Genomic DNA, 19,536 nt, shown 5'->3' with positions numbered 1-19,536 from the left:
GCTCGCTTGCCCCACGTTACGGGTTTGCACCCAGGTCGTCGACCTAATAGTCGAGCGTGGCGAATTGGCGGGAGCTAGCCGCCAGTAGTACGAACATAAACGCCAGCGATGCGGCGAGCGAACACCAGGGATGGAAGTCGCCGTGGTCCTTCACGATTTGAAAGACACCGTTTTGAGTGAAGGAGTCGGCTGCTTCCAGGGCGTCGTAGAGCACGATTCCCAGGTCGGCCGGTTTGGGCAGGGTCCAATAGCCGGCCTCCAGCAACGCCACCGCCCGGCCCGAGAACCTACTTTCCGCCGGCGGATAGCTCTCGGCCAGCACCGCGTGGCGTCCGAAGTTCATGCCCCAGCAGACGAGCCAAAATACAATCGAGCCGAAAATACAGATCACCGTGCTGCGCGTCGAGACAGCCAGCAACATCGAGAAGCTGAAGAAGATCGCGAAGTGGACCAAGAGCAACGGCACGCTCCACAAATAGATCGCGTCCCAGATTCCGGTTTTCAGTCCCAAGGCCAGCCATGTGCCGCCCACGAAAAACACGGCATGGGCCAGCACGAAGCCAAGCACACCCACGAACTTGCCGCAGGCCAGCAGCCAACGCGAGGCCGGCTTGGCCAACAACACCGCGATGTTGCGGCCGTCGAGAAAGCTCGGCAAAAACCCGGCCGTCCAGACCAGCGCCAGCAGCAGGCCGCAGGTGTCGGCCACCCCGCAGGCCAGCAGCAATTGCAAAAAGTGGACGGCGCGCCGGGCGTCGCGCGCCACCGGCAGCTCGATGGCGCCGAATCCAAGCGTCATCGTTCCTTCGACGATCGTGACCCCCGATTTCGCCGCCCGTTCGCGATCGCGGGCATCGGGATCGTTGCGCGGCAAGAAATCGGCGTTCTCGCCGGGATCGGCAAGCGCCGCCGGCGCGTTGACGGTCACGCTCGCGCACAGGGTAATGCATACCACGCTCACTATGGCGAGAACCCAGAAAATGCCGTGAGCCAACGACTGGCGGAAAGTATCTCGCACCAACCAGGTCACGGTCCGAAATTGCTGGACCAGCGTCATACGCCCACCAACTCCTCTTCCCTATGGTACAGCGGTTCCACCGCGCGCTCCAATGACACTCCATCGCCGGCGGTCAGCTCAGGCGTCGGGCCGAAGAACACCAGGCGTCCCTCGCGCAGCACTGCGACACGGTCGCAGAGGAATTCGACGTCGGCCAAGGCATGTGAAACGAGCAGCGCGCTGCGGCCCTGCCGGCGCTGTTCGATCAGCGCATCGAACACCATCCGCCGCGCTACGAGATCCATGCCTTCCGTCGGCTCGTCGAAAACCAGCAGCTCCGGCTCATTCAGCAGGGCCTGCGCAAGCGCCAATCGCTGTACCATGCCCTTGCTGTAGCGAGCAATCGGCTCGCGGTCCCGATCCGCCAGCCCCACCCGATCGAGCAACTTTGTCGCGCGTTGCCGGACCGTCCGGCCCGGCAAGCCGGACACGGCGCCGTAGTACTCCAACAGTCCCCAGGCGGTCAAATGCCGCGGCAGCGACTGGCTTTCGTGGATATAGCCAACGCCTGCCAGGGTGCCGCGGTCGCGCCACGGACGGCCGAGGCGCGTGATTTGGCCCGCGGTTGGCCGGCAAATCGTTAGCAGCAGCTTGACGAGCGTGCTTTTGCCGGCCCGGTTGGGACCGACCAGCCCGACGATTTCACCGCTCGGCACGCGCAGCGTCACATTGTCGAGCGCCAGGATCGGCCGCCGCAGCAAACCCGCCGGATAGCGCTTACTGACGTGAACGAAATGTGCGACCGCGTCCCTCATCGCTCATCCCTCATCCCTTACTGAATCAGCGACACCGGCACCGTACTCTCCAGAATCGTGGAGAACGCCTGTTGCAAATCGTTAACGACCGTGTTCTGGTCGCCGTAGATGAGCTTGTAGCCGGGCATTCCATCGTTCACATTCCCGATAGTTTGCATCTGATTGAGCGTGGCTGTGTTTGCCGCTGCCTCCGCGCTGCCGGAGGCGAAAAGTGGCCCAAAGCCGATACAATGAATAAGCACCTTGCGCGAGCCACTGGTGTAGCCCGGCGGACTGGCTGTTTCCGAGGCCACGAGCTGGTCGCACAGACCATAGATTTGCGAGGTGACCGTCGAATCGTTATCGCTATAACCGTTGATGCCGCTCGGATATTCGCTGCCGGCGGGAGCGGCAGGGTTGTAGCGGACGTTGTAATAGGACTGGTAGGAACCGCTATTCACAAAACCGGCGCTGGCCGTCGTGTTTGGCGCACCGTCGGTTTCGAAGATGATGATTTTCTGCGCCCCTTTGCGGCCGTTTCCACCCGCGATGCCGGCCGGGGTGGCGTAACTCGAGCAGCCCGACGCCGCGTTGAACTGGTTATAGGCCAGCATCAGAGGCATGGCATAACACGTGCCTCCAAAGGCCCGCGGCACTTCCAGGTTGTTGCTGTCGTAGGGCGTCACGGTCGCACTGGCATTGCCCACCGTCGCCGGGGGATACCAAAGCGACTCGATCATGTTCGAATAATTCTGCCCCATGCCGACACGCGCACCGTTGAACCGCGTGCCGCTGCTGTCGTTCACTGAGCTTTTCGGCACGCTGAACATGATCAACGACACATAGTCATTCGGGTGATTGTTCTGGACGTCGTTCAGGGCCGCCTGGATTCCGAGTTTGCAGGCGTACATGGGCGCTTCGTGGCAAGTGCCGGGCCACCAGCAGTAGCGCGAGGCGGTGGGCCAGACATTGAACATCAGGTCGTAGTTGTCCAGAAAGTCGATCATCGTCAGGGGTCCGAACCAAAAATCCAGCAACGGCCGTTGCGGATTGTCGCCGTAATACATGTAGGGCTTAGGTTTTCCCCTCAGGCTGGACTTGGGCGTGATCGTGACCGCGCCCCAGCTTTGGTCCTGTCCATAGCCGGTGCCGGGATAGCCGCTGTTGATCATTTGGTACGTTCCCACGCCGGTGCCCATCATGCCCAGCACGTAGTCGATGTAATCCTTCCAGAAACGTTGGTTCAAGTCGGCCGGCGGCCAAGTCGCAGTATCGATCGTGCTTGGGATCGACGTGTAATAAACGATTCTCCCCGATCTCAGCGTGGGTGGAAAAAGATTGGGGCCGACGTTTTGAATGAAATTCAGAATCGCATCGTAGTTGATGTCGTAGCTGTTGCTTGTGCCCGCCACTTGCCAATTGCCGCTGGAATTCCAGAGCTTGGAGTTGTCGCCCATCGGCGTGGCGCTGTTGTGGTAGGTGAAATAGAGCTTGCGCCAGTCCTGCGTGGGGTCGGGAGGCCAGATGAAAAACGTCTTGCCATAATAGACCGGGCCTTGCGTGTAGCCGTAAAATGCCGGGGCCATGCCATACGCCGTGTAACCCTCGCTTTCGAACGTGGCATCGCGGGTCTTCGTCGTCACTGTGGCGAAGTTCAGCAACTGGGCCGGCGTCTGAGCGTAGCTGGCGCCGGTGTTCTTGTCGATTGTCAAATAGTTGTCGCCGCCCGGAGTCGTTGCATAGCTGGCGGGCGCCGCCGTGAAGGCGGGTGTGCCGCCCGCGTCTTGATAAAAGTCGGCGCAAATCGGCGGCCGTCCGTCCGTCGTGGTGCTCGTAATGTTCGCGGGGCTGTAGGGCAAGTTAAACGACGTGGCATACATCGTGCCCGCGCCGAAAGCCGAATAGTGGCCGAACGTCGGCACGACCGTATCGGGATTGTTGGCGGCCATTGTCCCGCCGCTGTTGACGCCCAAATAACTGGCGAACCGCATCGAGCCGGAATAGTCGAGGACAATCGCTACGTCACGTGGGCGGTGGACCGCCGTGGCCTGCGTCTGCAGCGAGGAGACGCTGATTCCCAGCATTCGCGAGAAGGGCATGCTGTTGTTCACGTTGACCGTCGTGGTGGCTTGCACCATGCTCCAGTTGCCCGACGCGCCCGGAGGGTTGCCCTCGAATTGCTGCGTCGCGCCGTTATAGGCGTAACGCCCGATATTGATTGCCACTTGCGATGACTTCAGCGGTGACCAGAGCACGTTGTTGGCGGTGGCCGCTTTTTGCGCCGCCGGAGCCGCTGCCGCATAGTTGTTGTTCGCTCCGTTGGCAGTGCTTCCGTTCAGCGTGCGCACGCCTGCCAAAGCCGCCAGATCGGTCGCGTCCTGACTCTGTGTGCGGGCGATGGCCAACAGTCCCACGTCGATGGAAAGCGCCAGAAACGCCATCAGCGGCACGAGAAACAGCACCATGAGTACGAGCGCGTTTCCGCGACGGCGGTCCCGGTAGCGAGCGGTTCTCATAGCGACGGTCCTCTCTCAATTACCTTCACTGACCATGACCGACTGACCCAACACCGGAATGCTCGTCGGAAGCGACAGCAGCGCGGGTACCGTGAGCTGGAAGTTCCCCTTGACTTCAACCGCGACGTATTGTCCCGGCGTGGCGCTGTTCCACGAAGCGAGAGTGTTGCCCTGTCCGTCCAGCCCATAGACGTTCATACTTGCATTGGACAAATGCTGCCCTGCCAGGAAGTTCGTGATGACGTTGGTCACATCGCTCGTTGCGGCACCGGTGGTCACGCCGTTCAACGTCTCCGGCTGAGTGTGCGTCACTGCGTAGCGGCAGCCTTCTCGGGCGGCGTTCGTCACCACCTGCAGACAAAGCACATAGCGTCCGAATTCCATAATGCCTAAGAGAAACATCAACATCAGGGGCAGTACGAGCGCGGTCTCGACCATCGCTCCGCCGTGCCGTGTTTGCCGCTGACGGTTGCGGCACTTTGACGAATCGTTCGGGAAATCTTCGATCACGGCCAGCCTGTTCTGGAGTTTGTCGACTTAGTAGGGAAGTTGCGTGTTGACGCTGACTTGCGAATCAACCAGCGACACCCACGTGGCGGTTGATGAGAGCTGATTGAGGTTTTCGGTGCCACTCAGCATCAGGCCGCTCCACAATAGGTTGCTGAATCCCGCCGGCAAAATGGTGACCTGCACCTGGAATTGATCCATCGGCTGGGCGCTGCCCGGATCGGTCCAGTTATTTCCGCTGAGATTCAGGACTTGAATCTGTGTCTCGTTGACCACGGCTGGCGGCAATCCCGACGCCAGCAAGTAGCTGCTGACGGTCTTTTGCACCATCGCGGCGGTAATCGGGGTATTCACTCCGTTCAGGTTGGTGCTACCCATGGCCGCATAGCGCGCGCCCGACCGCGCGGCGTTGTTCAGGATTTGCGAGACCTGCACCAAGCGGCCAACTTGCCACATGCCGACCATAAGAATCAGCAGAATCGGCAGGCACAAGGCCGCCTCGACGGCCACCGTGCCGCGGCGCTCGCCACGCGACGCAGTAGGGTGCGCGCCGCCTCGTCGCCCTGGTGCCATCGATCTGCTCAATGCCGTCTCCGAACCGAAAACCCGAAAAGACGCGGAAACCTTCCTCGCGAAGTCTATGTCACGGAATGAGCTTCGGCAAAAGAGGGGCTTTATTCTCGGTGCGTCGTGCTTGGGATCGATAGAACCGCGCTGGCAGCGCGATGGCTCCGCTGACGAGGGCTGCAAACAAACTTGCGGCCAGCAGATCGGCGGTGGTGCCCGGATTGCGGCGGTGCCCATCCGAGCGCAGCCAAAAGTCAAAATCGGCAAGGGCGTTTTCATAGGCAACGTCGCCGGGTAGTCCCGCCGCGATAACCGCGCCAGCCATCGCCGCCGACTGCCGGGCCACGGCAGCGCCGCACTTGCGTGCGACGAGGCTATCGGGATATTCGCTCATCAACCGCATCTGGGCATGTACGATCGCATGGCCCAGCGGCCAACCACAGCCCTGGCCCTCGGCCAGCGCGGGCAATGCCACGTCGAAGATTTCGGCGAAACCGTTGACATACTGCCGGGCAACCAGGTCGCGGTCGGCCGCCAACCGCATGGCGTGCAACAGGTCGTCGGGCGGTTCGCCCTGAATATCGGCCTCCTCAACACGGTCCATTCCGCCGGGACCAGCCAGCCGGATCGCTTCGTAGACGAGACGAACATCTTCTTTGTCGAGCGAACGTAATACCCGCGACACGCCTTCGCGCAGTGGTTCTCCGGCGGCCATCGCCAGCGGCGACATCAGCAACACGGTGCCGAGATTGGTGTTCGTCGCCACGGCCTCGCGAGTTGCCCGGACCGCGCGGAGCACCGTCTCGCCTAGCCGAGCACCCGCCGCGGCCGCGTCGAGAGCCGGGATGATGGCCACCGCGCTGGTGGCAAAGTCGACGAACGTGAGGTCGTCGAAATCGGCGGCCCGATGGACGTTGCCCGGCTTGCTGGCGGAAACCTCCCACAGGCAGGCCAGGGCGGCAAGCTGACCCACGTTCACGGTCGATTCTCCAGCGGCGATAGCTCACGTCCCGCCTCGGTGGTTGGCACGTTCGCGTCCGTCGGCACCGGTCGAAGCAGCCGATAGCCCCCGCATCGCCACAAACAAAAACTGCCAGGCACAGTCAACAAAAGCCCACTGGCGCCGCCGACGGCGATTTCCCAATTTTGTCGCGGGGCGGTAAACAGCAAAGGAACAGCGAACGCGGCGGTCAAGCAGGCCAAGAGAACTAGCGTCCGCACGCGGCTGCGAACTGTCAGTGCCACCCAGGAAATCGGCAGCAGATAGACGATCGACATGACAAGTGCCATCGCCGCACAGACGATCGACGCGGGCAAGGGAGCGATGGCCTTTTGATCTCTTGCCGCGTCTTTCCAGCCCGCGAGTGCAACCGATGCTCCAATCAGTGCCGTCAACAGACGAAGGTCAGCGATTGAGAATTGACCGCCCAACCAAAATGCTCGCCAATGGCGATTAGGCTCCGCCGCGGACCTGTCGGCCTGAATCATCTGGCGTTCTCCATGGCACTTGATTGGCGATTCAGTCTTATTTACTCGTCGCGACAACGGGCTGAATCTCGCGAGGCACATTGCTAATCACCCCGTCGGCGCCCCAGGCAATCAGCTCCGCGGCGCGCGCAGGATCGTCGACCGTCCAAACCCAGACTTTCAAGCGGCGGCGATGAACCATACCAATACCTTCCGCGGTGATATGACGATTGTCCCAGCCAATGACTCGCGGGGCAAACTGCATTGCCGCATCGAGACGCTGGGATGTCAACCGCTCGGTTCCCAAAGCCTCCAGAACTATTGAGGACGAAAGCTCGCGACAGCGTGCGAGAAAGCTCCAATCAAAAGCCGCCACGGCACAGCGATCGACGACACCTAGACGGTCAATGAGCGCCACGAGCGTTTCCGCGTCGCCCGATTTGCGCTCGATCATGCAGCCAGCCCTGGGACATATCAGCCGCAACGCCTCTTCCAGCGTGGCGAGCCGCGTGCCGGCGAACTGCTCGCCATACCAGCCGCCCGCATCGAGTTGACAAAGGTCCGACCAGGCCCGGCTCGACAGCAACACCTTCTCGCCGCCCCACAGCGCGCATGCATTGGTGCAGCGATCAAGTTCTTTGTCATGAAACACCACCGGCACGCCGTCGGCCGATTGATGGTAATCGAGTTCGACCAGATCGACGCCCAGCTTCAAGGCCGACTCGAAGGCCGGCAGCGTGTTTTCAGGCGCGACGCGGCTGTCGCCGCGATGGGCGAGGAGAAGCGTCTTTGGCGAATCGAGAAGTTCTATCAGCGAGGGGGTCATTGAACTGGTCCCGGATTGCCTTGTGCCTGGCGAGTCGTGGCGGCCCGGAGAGAACAGGTCCATCGTGCCTCGCGACGAATGACCATCTGCGAGCCCATGTTAGGAAGGAGCTTCTTCTACGCTCCTTTGTGACGTCAGCGCGGCCGCTTGTTTGAAAGTGAAAGCGAGTAGCGCTGCCAGAGCGCGATCATCGCGCGGGCCTAGGAACAGCGTTACGATCGCTTCATCTGGCATGCGAGAAGCGCTCGTACCGCTGACGAGCGAACAGAGCATCGCCAGAGTGCGATGTTGCACTTCGATTAGCGATCGCAACCGTTTAGAATCTTTAACGCCGCCGTCTGCCCCATAAGTGTCTCTGGCGACGATGGTCAGGTAGTAGGCAAGATTCGCGAGCATCTGAAGCTTGTCGTCCGGCTTCAATGACGCGAAGAATTCGTTCGCGGCGACCAAGTCCATGATTCTTATCCTTCATCGATGAAAAGCGGACCGGGAGGAATCAGCTCGCGCGGCAAAGCGTTCTCAAACGCCGCGCGACGCGGTTCCGCAGCTTGGCCGTTGTCCACGCCTAATCCTCCATCACCTCTTGCTCTTTGGCCTTGGCAAGTTCCGTGGCGCGGTTCTCGAAAGTCTTGGTCAACTCTTGAATCTCCTCCTTGAGACTCTCGCAATCGTCTTCCGACAGGACCTTGTCTTTCTCCTCCTGGTCGGCCTGCTTGTTGCCGTCGCGGCGCACGTTGCGAATCGCGACCTTGGCTTCTTCCGCCAGCTCCTTGATGCGGCCGACCAGCTTGCGGCGCGTCTCGGTCGAAAGCGGCGGCACGTTCAAGCGAATCAGCTTGCCGTCGTTCATCGGCGTCAGCCCCAGGCCGCTCGCCAGGATCGCCTTTTCAATGTCTTTGAGCGTGCCGGGATCGAACGGGCGGATCACGATCTGCGTCGGCTCCGGCGCGCCGATCGAGGCAAGCTGCTTGATGGGCGTGGGCGAGCCATAGGCCTCGACGCGCAGCGAATCGACCAGGCCCGGATTCGCCCGGCCCGTGCGTATGCCGGCCAGGTCATGCTTCAGCTTATCGACCGCCTTTTCCATGCGTTCTTCGACGTCCAGCAGGGTTTCGTCAGCGCTCATAGCGAAGGATGAGGGATGAGAGATGAGGGATAAGGGATGGCACAGACTCTGGCCACACGGCAATAACAAGTATATCAGATTTCTGCCTTCTGCCTTCACTTCGTCGCTGGGCCGATACACGTGCCGACCATTTCGCCGGCCACCGCACGCTCGATGTTCCCTTCTTTCTTGAAGTTGAACACCAGGATCGGCATGTTGTGCTCCATGCACTGGGCGATGGCGGTCGGGTCCATCACCCGCAGGTTCTGCTCGCGCACCTGGGCGTAGCTCAACTCGCTGTAGAGCACGGCGTGCGGGTTTTTCTCGGGGTCGTCGCTATAGACGCCGTCGACGCGGGTGGCCTTCAGCAGAACGTCGGCGTCGAGCTCCAAGGCTCGCTGGGCGGCGGCCGTGTCGGTGGTGACGAACGGGCTGCCCGTCCCGCAGGCCAGGATGACAATGCGGCCTTTCTCCAGATGCCGTCTGGCCCGACGGCGGATGTAGGGCTCGGCGACGCCGTCCATGCGGATGGCGGTCGAGAGCCGTGTTTCACAGCCCAGCGATTCGAGCGCGTCCTGCAATGCCAGGCCATTAATCACCGTGGCGAGCATGCCCATGTAGTGGGCCGTCGCTTCCTGGATGCTCGTGCTGGCCGAGGTGAACTGCGCCCCGCGCAGAATATTGCCGCCTCCGATGACGATGGCGATTTGTGCGCCTTTTTTGGCCGCTCCCGCCGTCTGCCGGGCAATGTGTACGACTTCCTGCATGCTGATGCCGCGCTCGCCCGCTCGGGCAAAACTTTCGCCCGACAATTTCAAGACGACGCGGCGCTTGCGCTCGGTGGGTTGGTCAGTCATGGGCTTTGTATCGCCGATGTTGCTTGTCAATACCGAGTAGGATCTATTCCTTACCCAGTTCCCAGCGGACGAACCGCACGACCTTCATCTTGGCCTCGTCGGCAACCTTGCCCACGGTGCGTTTGTCGTCCTTCACGAACGGCTGTTCCAGCAGCACCTTCTCGGCAAAGAAGTTCTTCAGCCGCCCTTCGATCATCTTGCCGATGATGTTTTCGGGCTTCCCCTCTTTGCGGGCCGCCTCCGTCAGGATTTCGCGCTCTTTCTCCACGGCCGCGGGATCGAGATCGTCCTTCGACACGGCCGCCGGCTTGAACGCCACCACGTGCATGGCGATGTCTTTGGCGACCTCCGGCGTGCCTCCCTTCACTTCGACCAGCGCGCCGGCCGAGCCGTCGTGATGGGCATAGCCGCCGCAGGCGCCGTCGATCCGCGTCACGCGGCCCAGCTTGAACACCTCGCGAATGCGGTTATACATGTCGTCGAGCGCGTCGCCAAAGGTCTGCGTCTTACCTGGCATCGATTGCTTGAGCAGCTCTTCGCCGCCGGCCGCTCCCGGCCCCGTCGCAAGCTGCTTGGCCAGGTCGTTGGCGAACTGCATGAACTCCTTGCCGCCGGCCACCGGCGCGCTCTCGCACTGCAACTCGATCATGGCCGCCACGCCCTTGGCAAAGTCGGTATGGATGGCGATGCGGCCGGCCGAGGTCTCGCGGCCAAGGCGGGTTTCTTTGGTCTTGATGCCCTGCTTGCGGATGTATTCCAGGGCTTTTTGCTCATCGCCGCCCGTCTCTTGCAGGGCCTTCTTGCAATCCATCATCGGCAAGCCGGTGCGCTCGCGCAACGCCTTGACCATTGTCGCAGTGATCTCTGCCATGGTGGTTTCTCCTTTAATTCGCTGTTTGCTAGGCGTCCTTGTCTTCGTCGGCCGGCATCGTGTAGGCCGCGGGCGCGCCTTCCGGTACGACACCCACGTTGGCCGCGGCGTTCGCTTTGCCTTCCAGCACCGCGTTGGCCAACTGTTGCATCACGATCTCAATCGAACGGATACTGTCGTCGTTGCCCGGAATCGGCAGGTCGACCAAGTCGGGATCGCAGTCGGTGTCGATCAGGGCCACGGTGGTGATGCCCAGCTTGCGGGCCTCGTCGATGGCGTTGTGCTCCTTGCGCGGGTCGATGACCACCATGCACTCCGGCAGGCGGTTCATGGTGCGCATGCCGTTGAGATTGCGGAACATCTTGCGATATTCGCGGTTCAAGGCCGACTGCATCTTCTTGGAATAGGCTTGCAGCTCCTCGCCGGCACGCAGCCGTTCCAGCTCTTCCAGCCGCGTGAGGCGGCCGCGAATGGTGCGAAAGTTCGTGAGCGCGCCGCCCAGCCAGCGGTCGCTGACAAAGGGCATGCCGCAACGGCTGGATTCGCGTTCGACCGTCTCGGCCGCTTGTCGCTTGGTGCCGACGAACAGGATCAGGCTTCCCCCACCGGCGACCTGCGTGAGGTACTTTCGGGCGCGGATCAGCCCGCGCACCGTCTCTCGCACATCGATAATATGGATCAGGTTGCGGCGACCGTAGATGTAAGGCCGCATCTTGGGGTTCCAGCGACTGGCGCGGTGCCCGAAATGGACGCCCGCTTCGATAAGCTGCTTCACGAGAACTGTTGCCACGCGATCTCCTTGATTGGGGTCATTCGGCCAGTGAGGCGCCCATGCGCCGGTTGCCTTGGGCCGTTCAAGGCGGAAACTCATTATGATAGCCGGTTTTCGAGTTTCGGCAATTGGAAACGCTGGCCAAACTTGCGTCGGGGTGCTAGAGTTGCACGAGGAGCACTTGATGTCGGAATCCGACCCGGCCACGAAAAACGCGAAGACGAGCGGCCCGTCGCTGCGGCTGTTGGTAATCGACGACAACCACGATGCGGCCGATACGATGGCGATGCTTCTGCGTGTCATGGGCCATCAAGCCAGCGTGGCCTACTCGGGCGCGACGGGCGTGGAGCGGGCCATTGCCGAGTCGCCCGACGCCGTGATCCTCGACTTGGGCCTGCCGGAGATCGATGGATACGAAGTCGCCCGACGCATCCGCCAGCATTCGCACCTGGCCCAGGTGCCGCTGGTCGCTGTCACCGGTTACGGGCAGGACAGCGATCGCGAGCGGTCGCTGGAAGCGGGCCTCGCCGCCCATATCGTCAAGCCGGTCGATTCGCGCAAACTAGGAGAAATCCTGGCCACGGTCGTTCGCAGTAAAGCGTAGGGTGGGACAAGCGAGCTTGCGAGCGCCGGCCCACCCGCGTTGTTCTACACATCTCGCGCGTCAGCCGCGTAGCGGCGAGATAGCCCACGGTACCGATGCGGTAGATTAGGCCAGCCGCGTAGCGGCGACAGAGGTATCGCACCACGCGCTCTGTCGCCGCTACGCGGCTGCGCGGATCGTTGGCGTTCCTCTTCCTTCCGTGGGCTCGCGCCCTCGGCTAAACTCTACCGTCCCTACGGGACTGGGAAATGCAACGGCCGCGACGCGGCGTCGGACGCAGGCCAGCCCCATCCTATTCCACATCCAACTCCAACAGGAGCGTCGAACTCGTGGCGTCGGGCGCGAGTTTCAGCGGCAGCTTCCAGGTTGCCGTGCCCACCTTGCACAATCCCGCCCCGCCGTGCTGACAGTAATAGTAGGTCAGCGAAAGTTTCAACGCATCGCTGCCGGTGTCGCCGGTCAAGGGCAGCTCAATCTGAAAGTCGGCCGCCGGTTTCTCCAATTTCACCGATTTGCCGATGGCTTTGCGATCGACCACCCCTTCGCTTTGGGCTTCCACTCGATACGCCATCGGAGCTTGAGCGTTGATCTTGTAGCCATCGGGCAAATGCAGCTCGACCGAGAGGTAAACCTTGCCGTTGTCCGGTTTCAGGACGGTCAAAGGCAACTCGACGGTGTCGCCTTCAGCCTGGCCCGCCACAAGAGAATCATCGCTCGGCTCCGGCGGCGTTAGGCCCGCAATCGAGAGCGTGCTCACTTGGTTGCCGTGCTTTAGGTCGACGACGCGAATGAGATGGTTGTTGGTGTCGGCGACATACAACCGGCCGTCGGCCGCGCTGATGCCGGCCGGTTCGTCGAACTGGGCCGGACCGTCGTTCGTGCCCGGCTTGCCGGTGCCCGCCACCGTGCGGCACGTTTTGTTCTTGGGGTCGATCACCTTGATTTTGTTGTTGTAGGTGTCGGCCACGTAAAGCTGTCCCTCGGCGTATGCCGCGCCCAGGCAGTGTTGCAAGCGGACTTCAGCGCCCCGGCCGTCAACGTCGCCGAAGGTAAACAGCCGAGCACGCGAAAGCCGCGACGTGCCGATCACCGTTTTCACTTCCTGGGCAGGATCGAACGGAACGGCCCGGATCGAACTTCCCTCGCTGTCGGCCACATAGAGCCATTTGCCGTCGGTCGCCAGGCCGCTGGGCTGCGCGAAGGACGCAAAACCTTCTTCGAAGGGCTGCGACGGCAGCAGCGGACCATCGACGATATCTTCGCGGCCGTTGCCCGCGTAGGGGCCGATGGCTTTCTCATCGAGCGTCATGCGCCAAATCTGGTGCGATCCGGCCATGGCGATGTAAAGGTCGTCGCCGTGGATGCACAAATCCCACGGGCTGTTCAGGGCCGTCCCTTGCGACTTGGCGGCGAAGGGCATGCCCGGCCGGCTCGATTCGACTGGCTGCTCATCGGCTTCCCGCATGCCGGGCCAGTGATACGACCGCCGCTGCTGTCCCGTGCCGGCGATGGTGGTCACCGTCTTGTTTTTCAAGTCGACTTTCCGCAGCTTATGGTTTTCGGTGTCGGCCACATAAAGCGTGTCGCCCGCGATGGCCATGCCCTGTGGATGGTTGAACGACGCCGTATCAAACGGCCCGTCGTCGGCGCCCAACGCTCCGGAACCGATGGTGGCGATTTCTTGGCCCTCAAGACTCGCGACGATCAGGCGATGGTGGTTGCTGTCGGCAATGAACAACCGGCCGCCGGCCGCGTCGGCCACGATTTTGCCAGGATAGCGCAGGGGGGTGCGCCGTGCTTTCGCCGCTTCGAGCTCGAAGCGCAACGGCGCTTCGTCGAGCACGCCCTTGCGCCGGTAATAGGCCAACCCCGACTTGATCACCGAGTCGAGCAGCTTGAACTCCACTTCGCCGCTTCGCCCCCACACCAGGTTCCCTTCCGGATCGATGAGCAACACGGTCGGCCAACTACTGATGCCGAAGCGGTTCCAAATCGCGTGCCGCGCATCGTTGACCACCGGGTGTTCGATGTCGTAGCGCTGAATCGCTTCGGCGATGTTCTTGGAGTCCTCTTCCTTCTCGAACTTGGCCGAATGGACCCCGATCACGACGACTTCACGGGGGTAGGCCGCTTCGAGCTTCTTCAGCTCCGGCAGAATGTGCATGCAGTTGATGCAGCAAAACGTCCAGAAGTCGAGCACCACGAACTTGCCCCGCAGGTCTTTCAGCTCCAGCGGGCCGGCCGTATTGAGCCAACCGACGCCGCCGGTCAAATCGGGACAAGCAATGCGGTGCTGATAGGGAAACTCGCCATCGTCCGGCTGTTCCGTGTCCGGCGTTTCCGCCGCGGGTTTTGCCTTTGCCGTTTGCTTCCGCGGCTCCTTCTCTCGGGCCGTGGCGACCTTCGCGTTGGCGCCGCATCCTCCGCAGGCAATTGCCAGGAAAACAACGACGAAGCAAGTAAGCCGGCGATCGGGTCGGGCCACGGCGGGCTGGGGCAAAGTCATAGTGTTTAGGATCGATAGGTGGGGATGACCGCTCGGTAGCCCGCTTGCTCCGCAAGCGGAACGGCGTCGCAGCCCTAAGCAGTCTTCACTACTCATAGGCGCCTGAAGCGGTTGCGACGTCCTTCCGCTTGCGGAGCAAGCGGGCTACCTGGTTCCGCTTGCGGAGCAAGCGGGCTACCTGGTTCCGCTTGCTCCGCAAGCCGGCTACCTATCTTATCGGAACTGCACCATGCTAGGAAAGGCGGCATGCCGGGCAAACGTTTCCGCTTCTTCCCGGCTTCGCTATCTTGCCAAAAACGACGGCAATCGTTGCAAGTTTGCGGCCAGCGCGGTCGAATTCTGAAGATATACGTCGCGTTGACATAGGTTTGGCTGCCGCCTATTTTTTCGCGAAGGTTCTTCTGGGAGGTCGGTTTTGTGGCGCGCATCGTGATTCTCAGCCTCGCCCTTATTTCGGCGTCGGGCCCCTTCGCGCTCGGCCAGGAGTGGGCGCGCAAGCTGTTCGATGTCACCAGTCATGATTTTGGCAGCGTCGCTCGCGGCGCGAAGGCCGAATACCGCTTCAAGCTGACCAATATCTATCTGGAAGACGTTCACATCAGCGGCTTTCGTTCGAGCTGCGGCTGCACGACCCCCACCATCAGCCAAGAACTGTTGAAAACCTACGACGAAGGGTACGTCGTCGCCACCTTCAATACGCGCAACCACCTAGGCCAGAAATCGGCCACGATTACGGTGACGCTCGATAAGCCCTTCCCGGCGGAGGTCCAACTGCAGGTCGCCGGCTACATCCGCAGCGACGTGGAATTGGAGCCGGGCGGGGTGCAATTCGGCACACTCGACGCCGACAAGCCGGCCGAACAGACGATCGCCATCACCGCCCGCACCGACCGCGACTGGCAAATCACCGAAATCCGCTCCAGCTCGGAGTTCGTCGAAGCCGAGGCGGTGGAAACGGGCCGCCAAGTCGGTCAGGTGACCTATGAAATGAAGGTCCGATTGTTGCCCGGAGCGCCCGTCGGGTATTTGAAAGAGCGGTTGCTCGTCGTCGCCAACGGCTCCCGGTCGACGGAGTTCCCCATCGAGATCGAAGGCCGCATTCTGTCGCGGCTGACCGCCAGCTCCTCGTTGCTCGTCATGGGGGTGGCCAAGCCGGGCGGCAAGCTCCGCAAACCGCTGGTGATTCAAGCCAAGCAGCCATTTCGCATTACCGCCGTCGAATGCGACGACGAGAGTTTCACCTTCGAGTATCCCCAGACGGCCGAGCGCCGGCATATCGTGTATGTCACGTTTGTCGCGCCGCCATCGGCCGGCAAGCGGAACACGCGAATCCGCATCGTCACCGACCTGGACGGCGATGCCTCAACCGAGGTGCCCGCTCACGCCACCATTGTCGAGCCGGAGTCGTAGGGTAGGAGCGAGCTTGCGAGCGCCGGCCCACCATAGGGTTCAGGGTTCAGGGTTCAGGGTTCAGGAAACTGCAACTTTGAACTGCCTGATGCCTGACGCCTGACGCCTGACGCCTGATGCCTCATTCGCCCGCGATCAACTTCTCGAACTCTTCTTCGCTCAACACCGGCACTCCCAGCGATCGCGCTTTGTCGAGCTTGCTGCCGGCCTTTTCGCCGGCCACCACATAATCGGTGTTCTTCGACACGCTCGATGCCGCCCGGCCGCCGTGCCGGGCGATCAGCTCTCCGATCTCGTCGCGGGTGTATTTCTGCAAGCTTCCGGTGACGACCAGCGTTTTGCCCGCCAGCTTGCCTTTGCCGCCGCGCGGCTTGGCCAGCCGCGGCGCTTCCATATTCAAGCCGAGCTCTTTGAGCTCGCGGGCGGTCGCGGCGCCGTATTCACTGTGCAAGTATTGATAGACGCTTTTGGCGATGACGGGGCCAACCTCGTTGACGTCCGCCAGCTCTTCCTCGTCGGCGGCCATCAAGGCTTCCATCGAACCGAAATGATCGGCCAGCACCGTGGCCAGGCGCACGCCCACATGGCGGATGGCCAAGGCGTTGAGCAACCTCGCCAACCCTCGCCCCTTGCTGGCCTCGACCCCTTCCAGCAGCTTTTCCGACGAGCGTTGCCCCATCCGCTCCAGCTCCATCAACTTGTCGATCGAGAGGCGATAAAGATCGCCATAGCCCCGCACCAACCCCTCGGCCACAAGCTGATCGACCAGCTTGTCGCCCAGCCCCTCGATGTCCATGGCATTGCGGCCGGCGAAGTAACGCAGCCGCTCCTTTAGCTGGGCCGGGCACTTGGGGTTCGGGCAGCGGATGTAAACGCCTCCCTCGTCTTTCACCAACGTGGCACCGCACTCGGGACAGGCTTCGGGAAAAGGAAACTTGCGGTGATGTCCTTCGCGAAGGTGCTTTTCGACGCGCACGATGTGCGGGATGATTTTGCCCGCTTTCTCCACGACGACCACGTCGCCGATCCGCACGTCTTTTCGCTCGATCTCGTCGGCGTTGTGCAGGCTGGCCCGGCTGACGACGGTGCCCGCCAGCTCGACCGGCTCCAGGTCGGCGACCGGAGTGATGGCCCCGGTCTTACCGACCTGCACGCGGATGTCGTTGAGCCGCGTGGTGGCCTCGTATTTCTCGAACTTATAGGCCACCACCCAGCGAGGGCTCTTGCTGGTCGTGCCCAGCCGCTCGCGCTGTTCGAAATCGTTCACCTTGAGCACCAGCCCGTCGATCTCGAAGTCGAGTTCGTGCAAGCGCTCGATGAGCGACTCGCAATGCGCCAGCGCCGCGTCGATCGACGCGAAGCACTCGACCATCGGCGTGGTCGGCAAACCGTAGCCGGCCAGCGCCGCCAGGAAATCCCGATGGTTTTTGGCCTCGACGCCTTCCACATAGCCCACTCCGTGGCAGAAAAACCGCAGCCGGCGTTTGGCGCAACTGCGGGGATCGAGCAGCCGGATGCTGCCGGCCGTGACGTTGCGAGAGTTGGCGAACGGTGGCTCGCCTCGCTTGGCCTGCTCTTGATTCAGCTTGACCAGGTCGGAGTTGGTCATGTACACCTCCCCGCGCACTTCCAACACCGGCGGCGGCTTGCCGCACGCCAGCCGCAGCGGCACGTCGCCGATGGTGCGGATGTTGTGCGTGACGTCGTCGCCCAGACGGCCGTTGCCGCGCGTGACGCCGCGGGCCAGCAGGCCGTTTTCGTAGACCAGGGCCACGGCCACGCCGTCGACCTTCAGCTCCACGACCCATTCGATCGTTTCGCCGGCCAGTTTTTTCGCCGCCCGTGCCGCGAACTCCCGCACCTCCGGCAGATTATAAGTATTTTCGATGGAAAGCATCGGGATGCGATGCTCCACCTGCGCGAGTCCCTCGACGGGCCGCTCGCCGACGCGTTGCGTCGGGCTGTCGGGCGCGACCAGTTCGGGATGCGCCGCTTCGAGTTCCTTCAATTCCTTCATCAGCCGATCGTATTGAAGATCGCTGATTTCCGGCGCCGCCTCGACGTAGTATTTCCGATCGTGATAGCGAATCGCTTCACGCAGGTCTTCGATTTGCTTGGCGACAATTTGCTTGGCGACGGGCGGTTTTCCAGTCATGGCGCGTTCGAGGGCCGATCTGGCCGAGGTGGCGGTTGGTTCGCTCGGTGCAAAGCGGACTGTCGCCGCATCCAATAGCGGTCGGTGGAGATGGCTCCCACGGTCGAGAGTGCCAGCAGCAGCAGTTCGGCGGTCAAGAGCGCCGTCCCGTGACGATCGACAAAGTCGAGCAGCGACCCGCCCTGGGGCGCCGGCCCGGCCTCCGGGTGCAACGCCTTGAGCATCATCACGACATAGGCGCAGGCCGTCAGCGTGAAGGCAATGCCGAACACGACGAGCAGCAGGTAGAAAGGGTTGATGGCGGAACGCTTCTCAGCCATGGTTCGGGCGAAACGGTCGGCAACTCAAGGCGCAGAGACGAAAGTCATCTTAGCCGCCCGACCTGGGCTTCGCGAGTGTAGGGAACGGACTCCGTGCCGTTCCGGGACTCCGTGCCGTTCCGGGAGCCCGCAAGAAAGGCCTATTCGCAGTTCCCGGAACGGCACGGAGTCCGTTCCCTACAATAAGCCTGTTGAAACGCGGCGAAAAAACAGGCATCATCAGGGGGGGCGACCTTCACCTATTCTGAAAGCGAAGCATCATGGGCCTGACGATCCACTATTCTCTGCAGCTCAACGGCGGCGACCAAGCGCGGGCCCGGCGGCTTGTGGAACAACTGCGTCAGAAGGCGCTCGATGCGCCCTTCAAGGAAGTCGGCGAGATCATCGAAGCCGGCGAGGATGCCGCCAACTTCGAAAAACTCGACCGGCGCGACCCGAATCTGTGGCTGATGCTGCAGGCTTGCCAGTTCGTCCAACGAGAGGACCACTATCTTCGCCTCGTTCCGAGTCAGGTGATCGCCTTCAGAACCCTGCCGGCGGACGGCTCGGAAGAGGCCAATTTCGGTTTGGCGACCTACCCCAAGACGACCGAGGCCGACGGCAACGAAGCGGCCGCGGGATCAGGCGAATGGTGCTGGTCGTCGTTCTGCAAAACGCAATACGCCAGCAATCCGAGGGTCGGCGGCGTCGAAAACTTCCTTCGGGCACATCTGGCGGTGGTGGCGCTGCTCGACGCCGCCGCCGAGCTTGGCCTGCTGCGAGAGGTGGGTGACGAGGGCGGCTATTGGGAGAAGCGCGACGTCCAGGCGCTGGCCGCGGAAGTCGGCCACTGGAACACGACGATCGCCGGCTTCGCCGGTATGTTCAAAGACATGCTGGGCGACGGCGCCGTTTCGGAGATCGCCAAGTATCCGAATTTCGAGCATCTGGAAGCGAACGCGGAAAAGAACAAGAAACAGTAGCACGATCTAGCAATGAAATGAGTCAGGGGGAAGGTCAGCGCGGCGCGTGTCCGTAAAATCGCCTGCCAAATTGGCAGTCACCGTCGAAAATTTCTCGCGCGCAAGCGTAGGCATGGCGCATATTGTACTCTACGCCTTTCGCCATCGCGGAAATGCCGCTTCGCGGCCTGCAGCTCCGACTCACTCAATCGTTTCAATCCGCCCCCGCGCCGGGACGCCGCAGAAAGGTCGCTTGCGGGGCCGCGATAAATCGCAAAAAGTCAGGCTTCAATGGGGCCGCGGCTGTTCAGCCGCGGAAAG

At 61.9% G+C, this 19,536-nt stretch carries 19 protein-coding genes; 3 read left to right on the top strand and 16 right to left on the bottom strand.

Annotated elements, in window-relative coordinates:
* Positions 1-43: 43 nt before the first annotated feature.
* The 13 genes from VNH11_00565 to rpsB all read right to left on the bottom strand — a co-directional run bounded on the left by VNH11_00565 (position 44) and on the right by rpsB (position 11,297).
* The gene (locus VNH11_00565) at positions 44-1,057 is read right to left on the bottom strand and encodes an ABC transporter permease subunit (protein HVA44851.1); all 1,014 of its coding nucleotides are present in this window, start codon (positions 1,055-1,057) and stop codon (positions 44-46) included.
* Positions 1,054-1,812 (bottom strand): ABC transporter ATP-binding protein, encoded by a 759-nt coding sequence (locus tag VNH11_00560; GenBank protein HVA44850.1) that lies wholly within the window; start codon positions 1,810-1,812, stop codon positions 1,054-1,056. Before VNH11_00560 ends, VNH11_00565 begins: the two co-directional genes overlap by 4 nt.
* A gap of 17 nt (positions 1,813-1,829) precedes the next feature.
* Positions 1,830-4,307 carry a Tad domain-containing protein gene (locus VNH11_00555; GenBank protein ID HVA44849.1) on the bottom strand — a complete coding sequence of 826 codons (2,478 nt, stop codon included), beginning with the start codon at positions 4,305-4,307 and terminating at the stop codon, positions 1,830-1,832.
* A 15-nt stretch (positions 4,308-4,322) separates the two neighbouring features.
* Entirely contained in the window at positions 4,323-4,817 is a 495-nt protein-coding gene (locus VNH11_00550) for a TadE/TadG family type IV pilus assembly protein (GenBank protein ID HVA44848.1), read from the bottom strand.
* A gap of 27 nt (positions 4,818-4,844) precedes the next feature.
* The gene (locus VNH11_00545) at positions 4,845-5,387 is read right to left on the bottom strand and encodes a TadE/TadG family type IV pilus assembly protein (protein HVA44847.1); all 543 of its coding nucleotides are present in this window, start codon (positions 5,385-5,387) and stop codon (positions 4,845-4,847) included.
* Between the two features lie 70 nt (positions 5,388-5,457).
* Positions 5,458-6,360, bottom strand: coding sequence for a triphosphoribosyl-dephospho-CoA synthase (locus VNH11_00540; protein HVA44846.1), 903 nt, complete (start codon positions 6,358-6,360; stop codon positions 5,458-5,460).
* Complete coding sequence (locus VNH11_00535) at positions 6,357-6,776, bottom strand: hypothetical protein (protein HVA44845.1); 420 nt, start codon at positions 6,774-6,776, stop codon at positions 6,357-6,359. Before VNH11_00535 ends, VNH11_00540 begins: the two co-directional genes overlap by 4 nt.
* Before the next feature lie 130 nt (positions 6,777-6,906).
* Entirely contained in the window at positions 6,907-7,674 is a 768-nt protein-coding gene (locus tag VNH11_00530; GenBank protein HVA44844.1) for a glycerophosphodiester phosphodiesterase family protein, read from the bottom strand.
* A gap of 99 nt (positions 7,675-7,773) precedes the next feature.
* The gene (locus tag VNH11_00525) at positions 7,774-8,130 is read right to left on the bottom strand and encodes a hypothetical protein (GenBank protein ID HVA44843.1); all 357 of its coding nucleotides are present in this window, start codon (positions 8,128-8,130) and stop codon (positions 7,774-7,776) included.
* A 109-nt stretch (positions 8,131-8,239) separates the two neighbouring features.
* Positions 8,240-8,800 carry a ribosome recycling factor gene (frr, locus tag VNH11_00520; protein ID HVA44842.1) on the bottom strand — a complete coding sequence of 187 codons (561 nt, stop codon included), beginning with the start codon at positions 8,798-8,800 and terminating at the stop codon, positions 8,240-8,242.
* Between the two features lie 95 nt (positions 8,801-8,895).
* Positions 8,896-9,636 carry a UMP kinase gene (pyrH, locus tag VNH11_00515; GenBank protein HVA44841.1) on the bottom strand — a complete coding sequence of 247 codons (741 nt, stop codon included), beginning with the start codon at positions 9,634-9,636 and terminating at the stop codon, positions 8,896-8,898.
* Positions 9,637-9,679: 43 nt separating this feature from the next.
* Entirely contained in the window at positions 9,680-10,507 is an 828-nt protein-coding gene (gene tsf / locus VNH11_00510; protein ID HVA44840.1) for a translation elongation factor Ts, read from the bottom strand.
* Positions 10,508-10,535: 28 nt separating this feature from the next.
* The gene (rpsB, locus tag VNH11_00505) at positions 10,536-11,297 is read right to left on the bottom strand and encodes a 30S ribosomal protein S2 (GenBank protein ID HVA44839.1); all 762 of its coding nucleotides are present in this window, start codon (positions 11,295-11,297) and stop codon (positions 10,536-10,538) included.
* A gap of 166 nt (positions 11,298-11,463) precedes the next feature.
* Here rpsB and VNH11_00500 point away from each other — a divergent pair, with 166 nt between their 5' ends.
* Entirely contained in the window at positions 11,464-11,883 is a 420-nt protein-coding gene (locus tag VNH11_00500; protein ID HVA44838.1) for a response regulator, read from the top strand.
* A gap of 292 nt (positions 11,884-12,175) precedes the next feature.
* Here the strand turns inward: VNH11_00500 and VNH11_00495 are convergent, their stop codons facing one another.
* A complete protein-coding gene (locus tag VNH11_00495) occupies positions 12,176-14,389 on the bottom strand; it encodes a thioredoxin-like domain-containing protein (GenBank protein ID HVA44837.1) in 2,214 nt (737 codons plus the stop codon).
* 417 nt (positions 14,390-14,806) lie between these two features.
* Here VNH11_00495 and VNH11_00490 point away from each other — a divergent pair, with 417 nt between their 5' ends.
* Positions 14,807-15,799, top strand: coding sequence for a DUF1573 domain-containing protein (locus VNH11_00490; protein HVA44836.1), 993 nt, complete (start codon positions 14,807-14,809; stop codon positions 15,797-15,799).
* A 121-nt stretch (positions 15,800-15,920) separates the two neighbouring features.
* Here VNH11_00490 and ligA read toward each other — a convergent pair whose 3' ends face one another.
* Complete coding sequence (ligA, locus tag VNH11_00485) at positions 15,921-17,954, bottom strand: NAD-dependent DNA ligase LigA (GenBank protein ID HVA44835.1); 2,034 nt, start codon at positions 17,952-17,954, stop codon at positions 15,921-15,923.
* A complete protein-coding gene (locus tag VNH11_00480) occupies positions 17,951-18,274 on the bottom strand; it encodes a hypothetical protein (protein ID HVA44834.1) in 324 nt (107 codons plus the stop codon). Before VNH11_00480 ends, ligA begins: the two co-directional genes overlap by 4 nt.
* Before the next feature lie 260 nt (positions 18,275-18,534).
* Here VNH11_00480 and VNH11_00475 point away from each other — a divergent pair, with 260 nt between their 5' ends.
* Positions 18,535-19,236 carry a hypothetical protein gene (locus tag VNH11_00475; protein ID HVA44833.1) on the top strand — a complete coding sequence of 234 codons (702 nt, stop codon included), beginning with the start codon at positions 18,535-18,537 and terminating at the stop codon, positions 19,234-19,236.
* Positions 19,237-19,536: the final 300 nt, after the last annotated feature.

The sequence above is a fragment of the Pirellulales bacterium genome, from assembly GCA_035533075.1.
Classification (GTDB): Bacteria; Planctomycetota; Planctomycetia; order Pirellulales; family JAICIG01; genus DASSFG01.
This window is presented reverse-complemented; position numbering and strand designations above follow the sequence as displayed.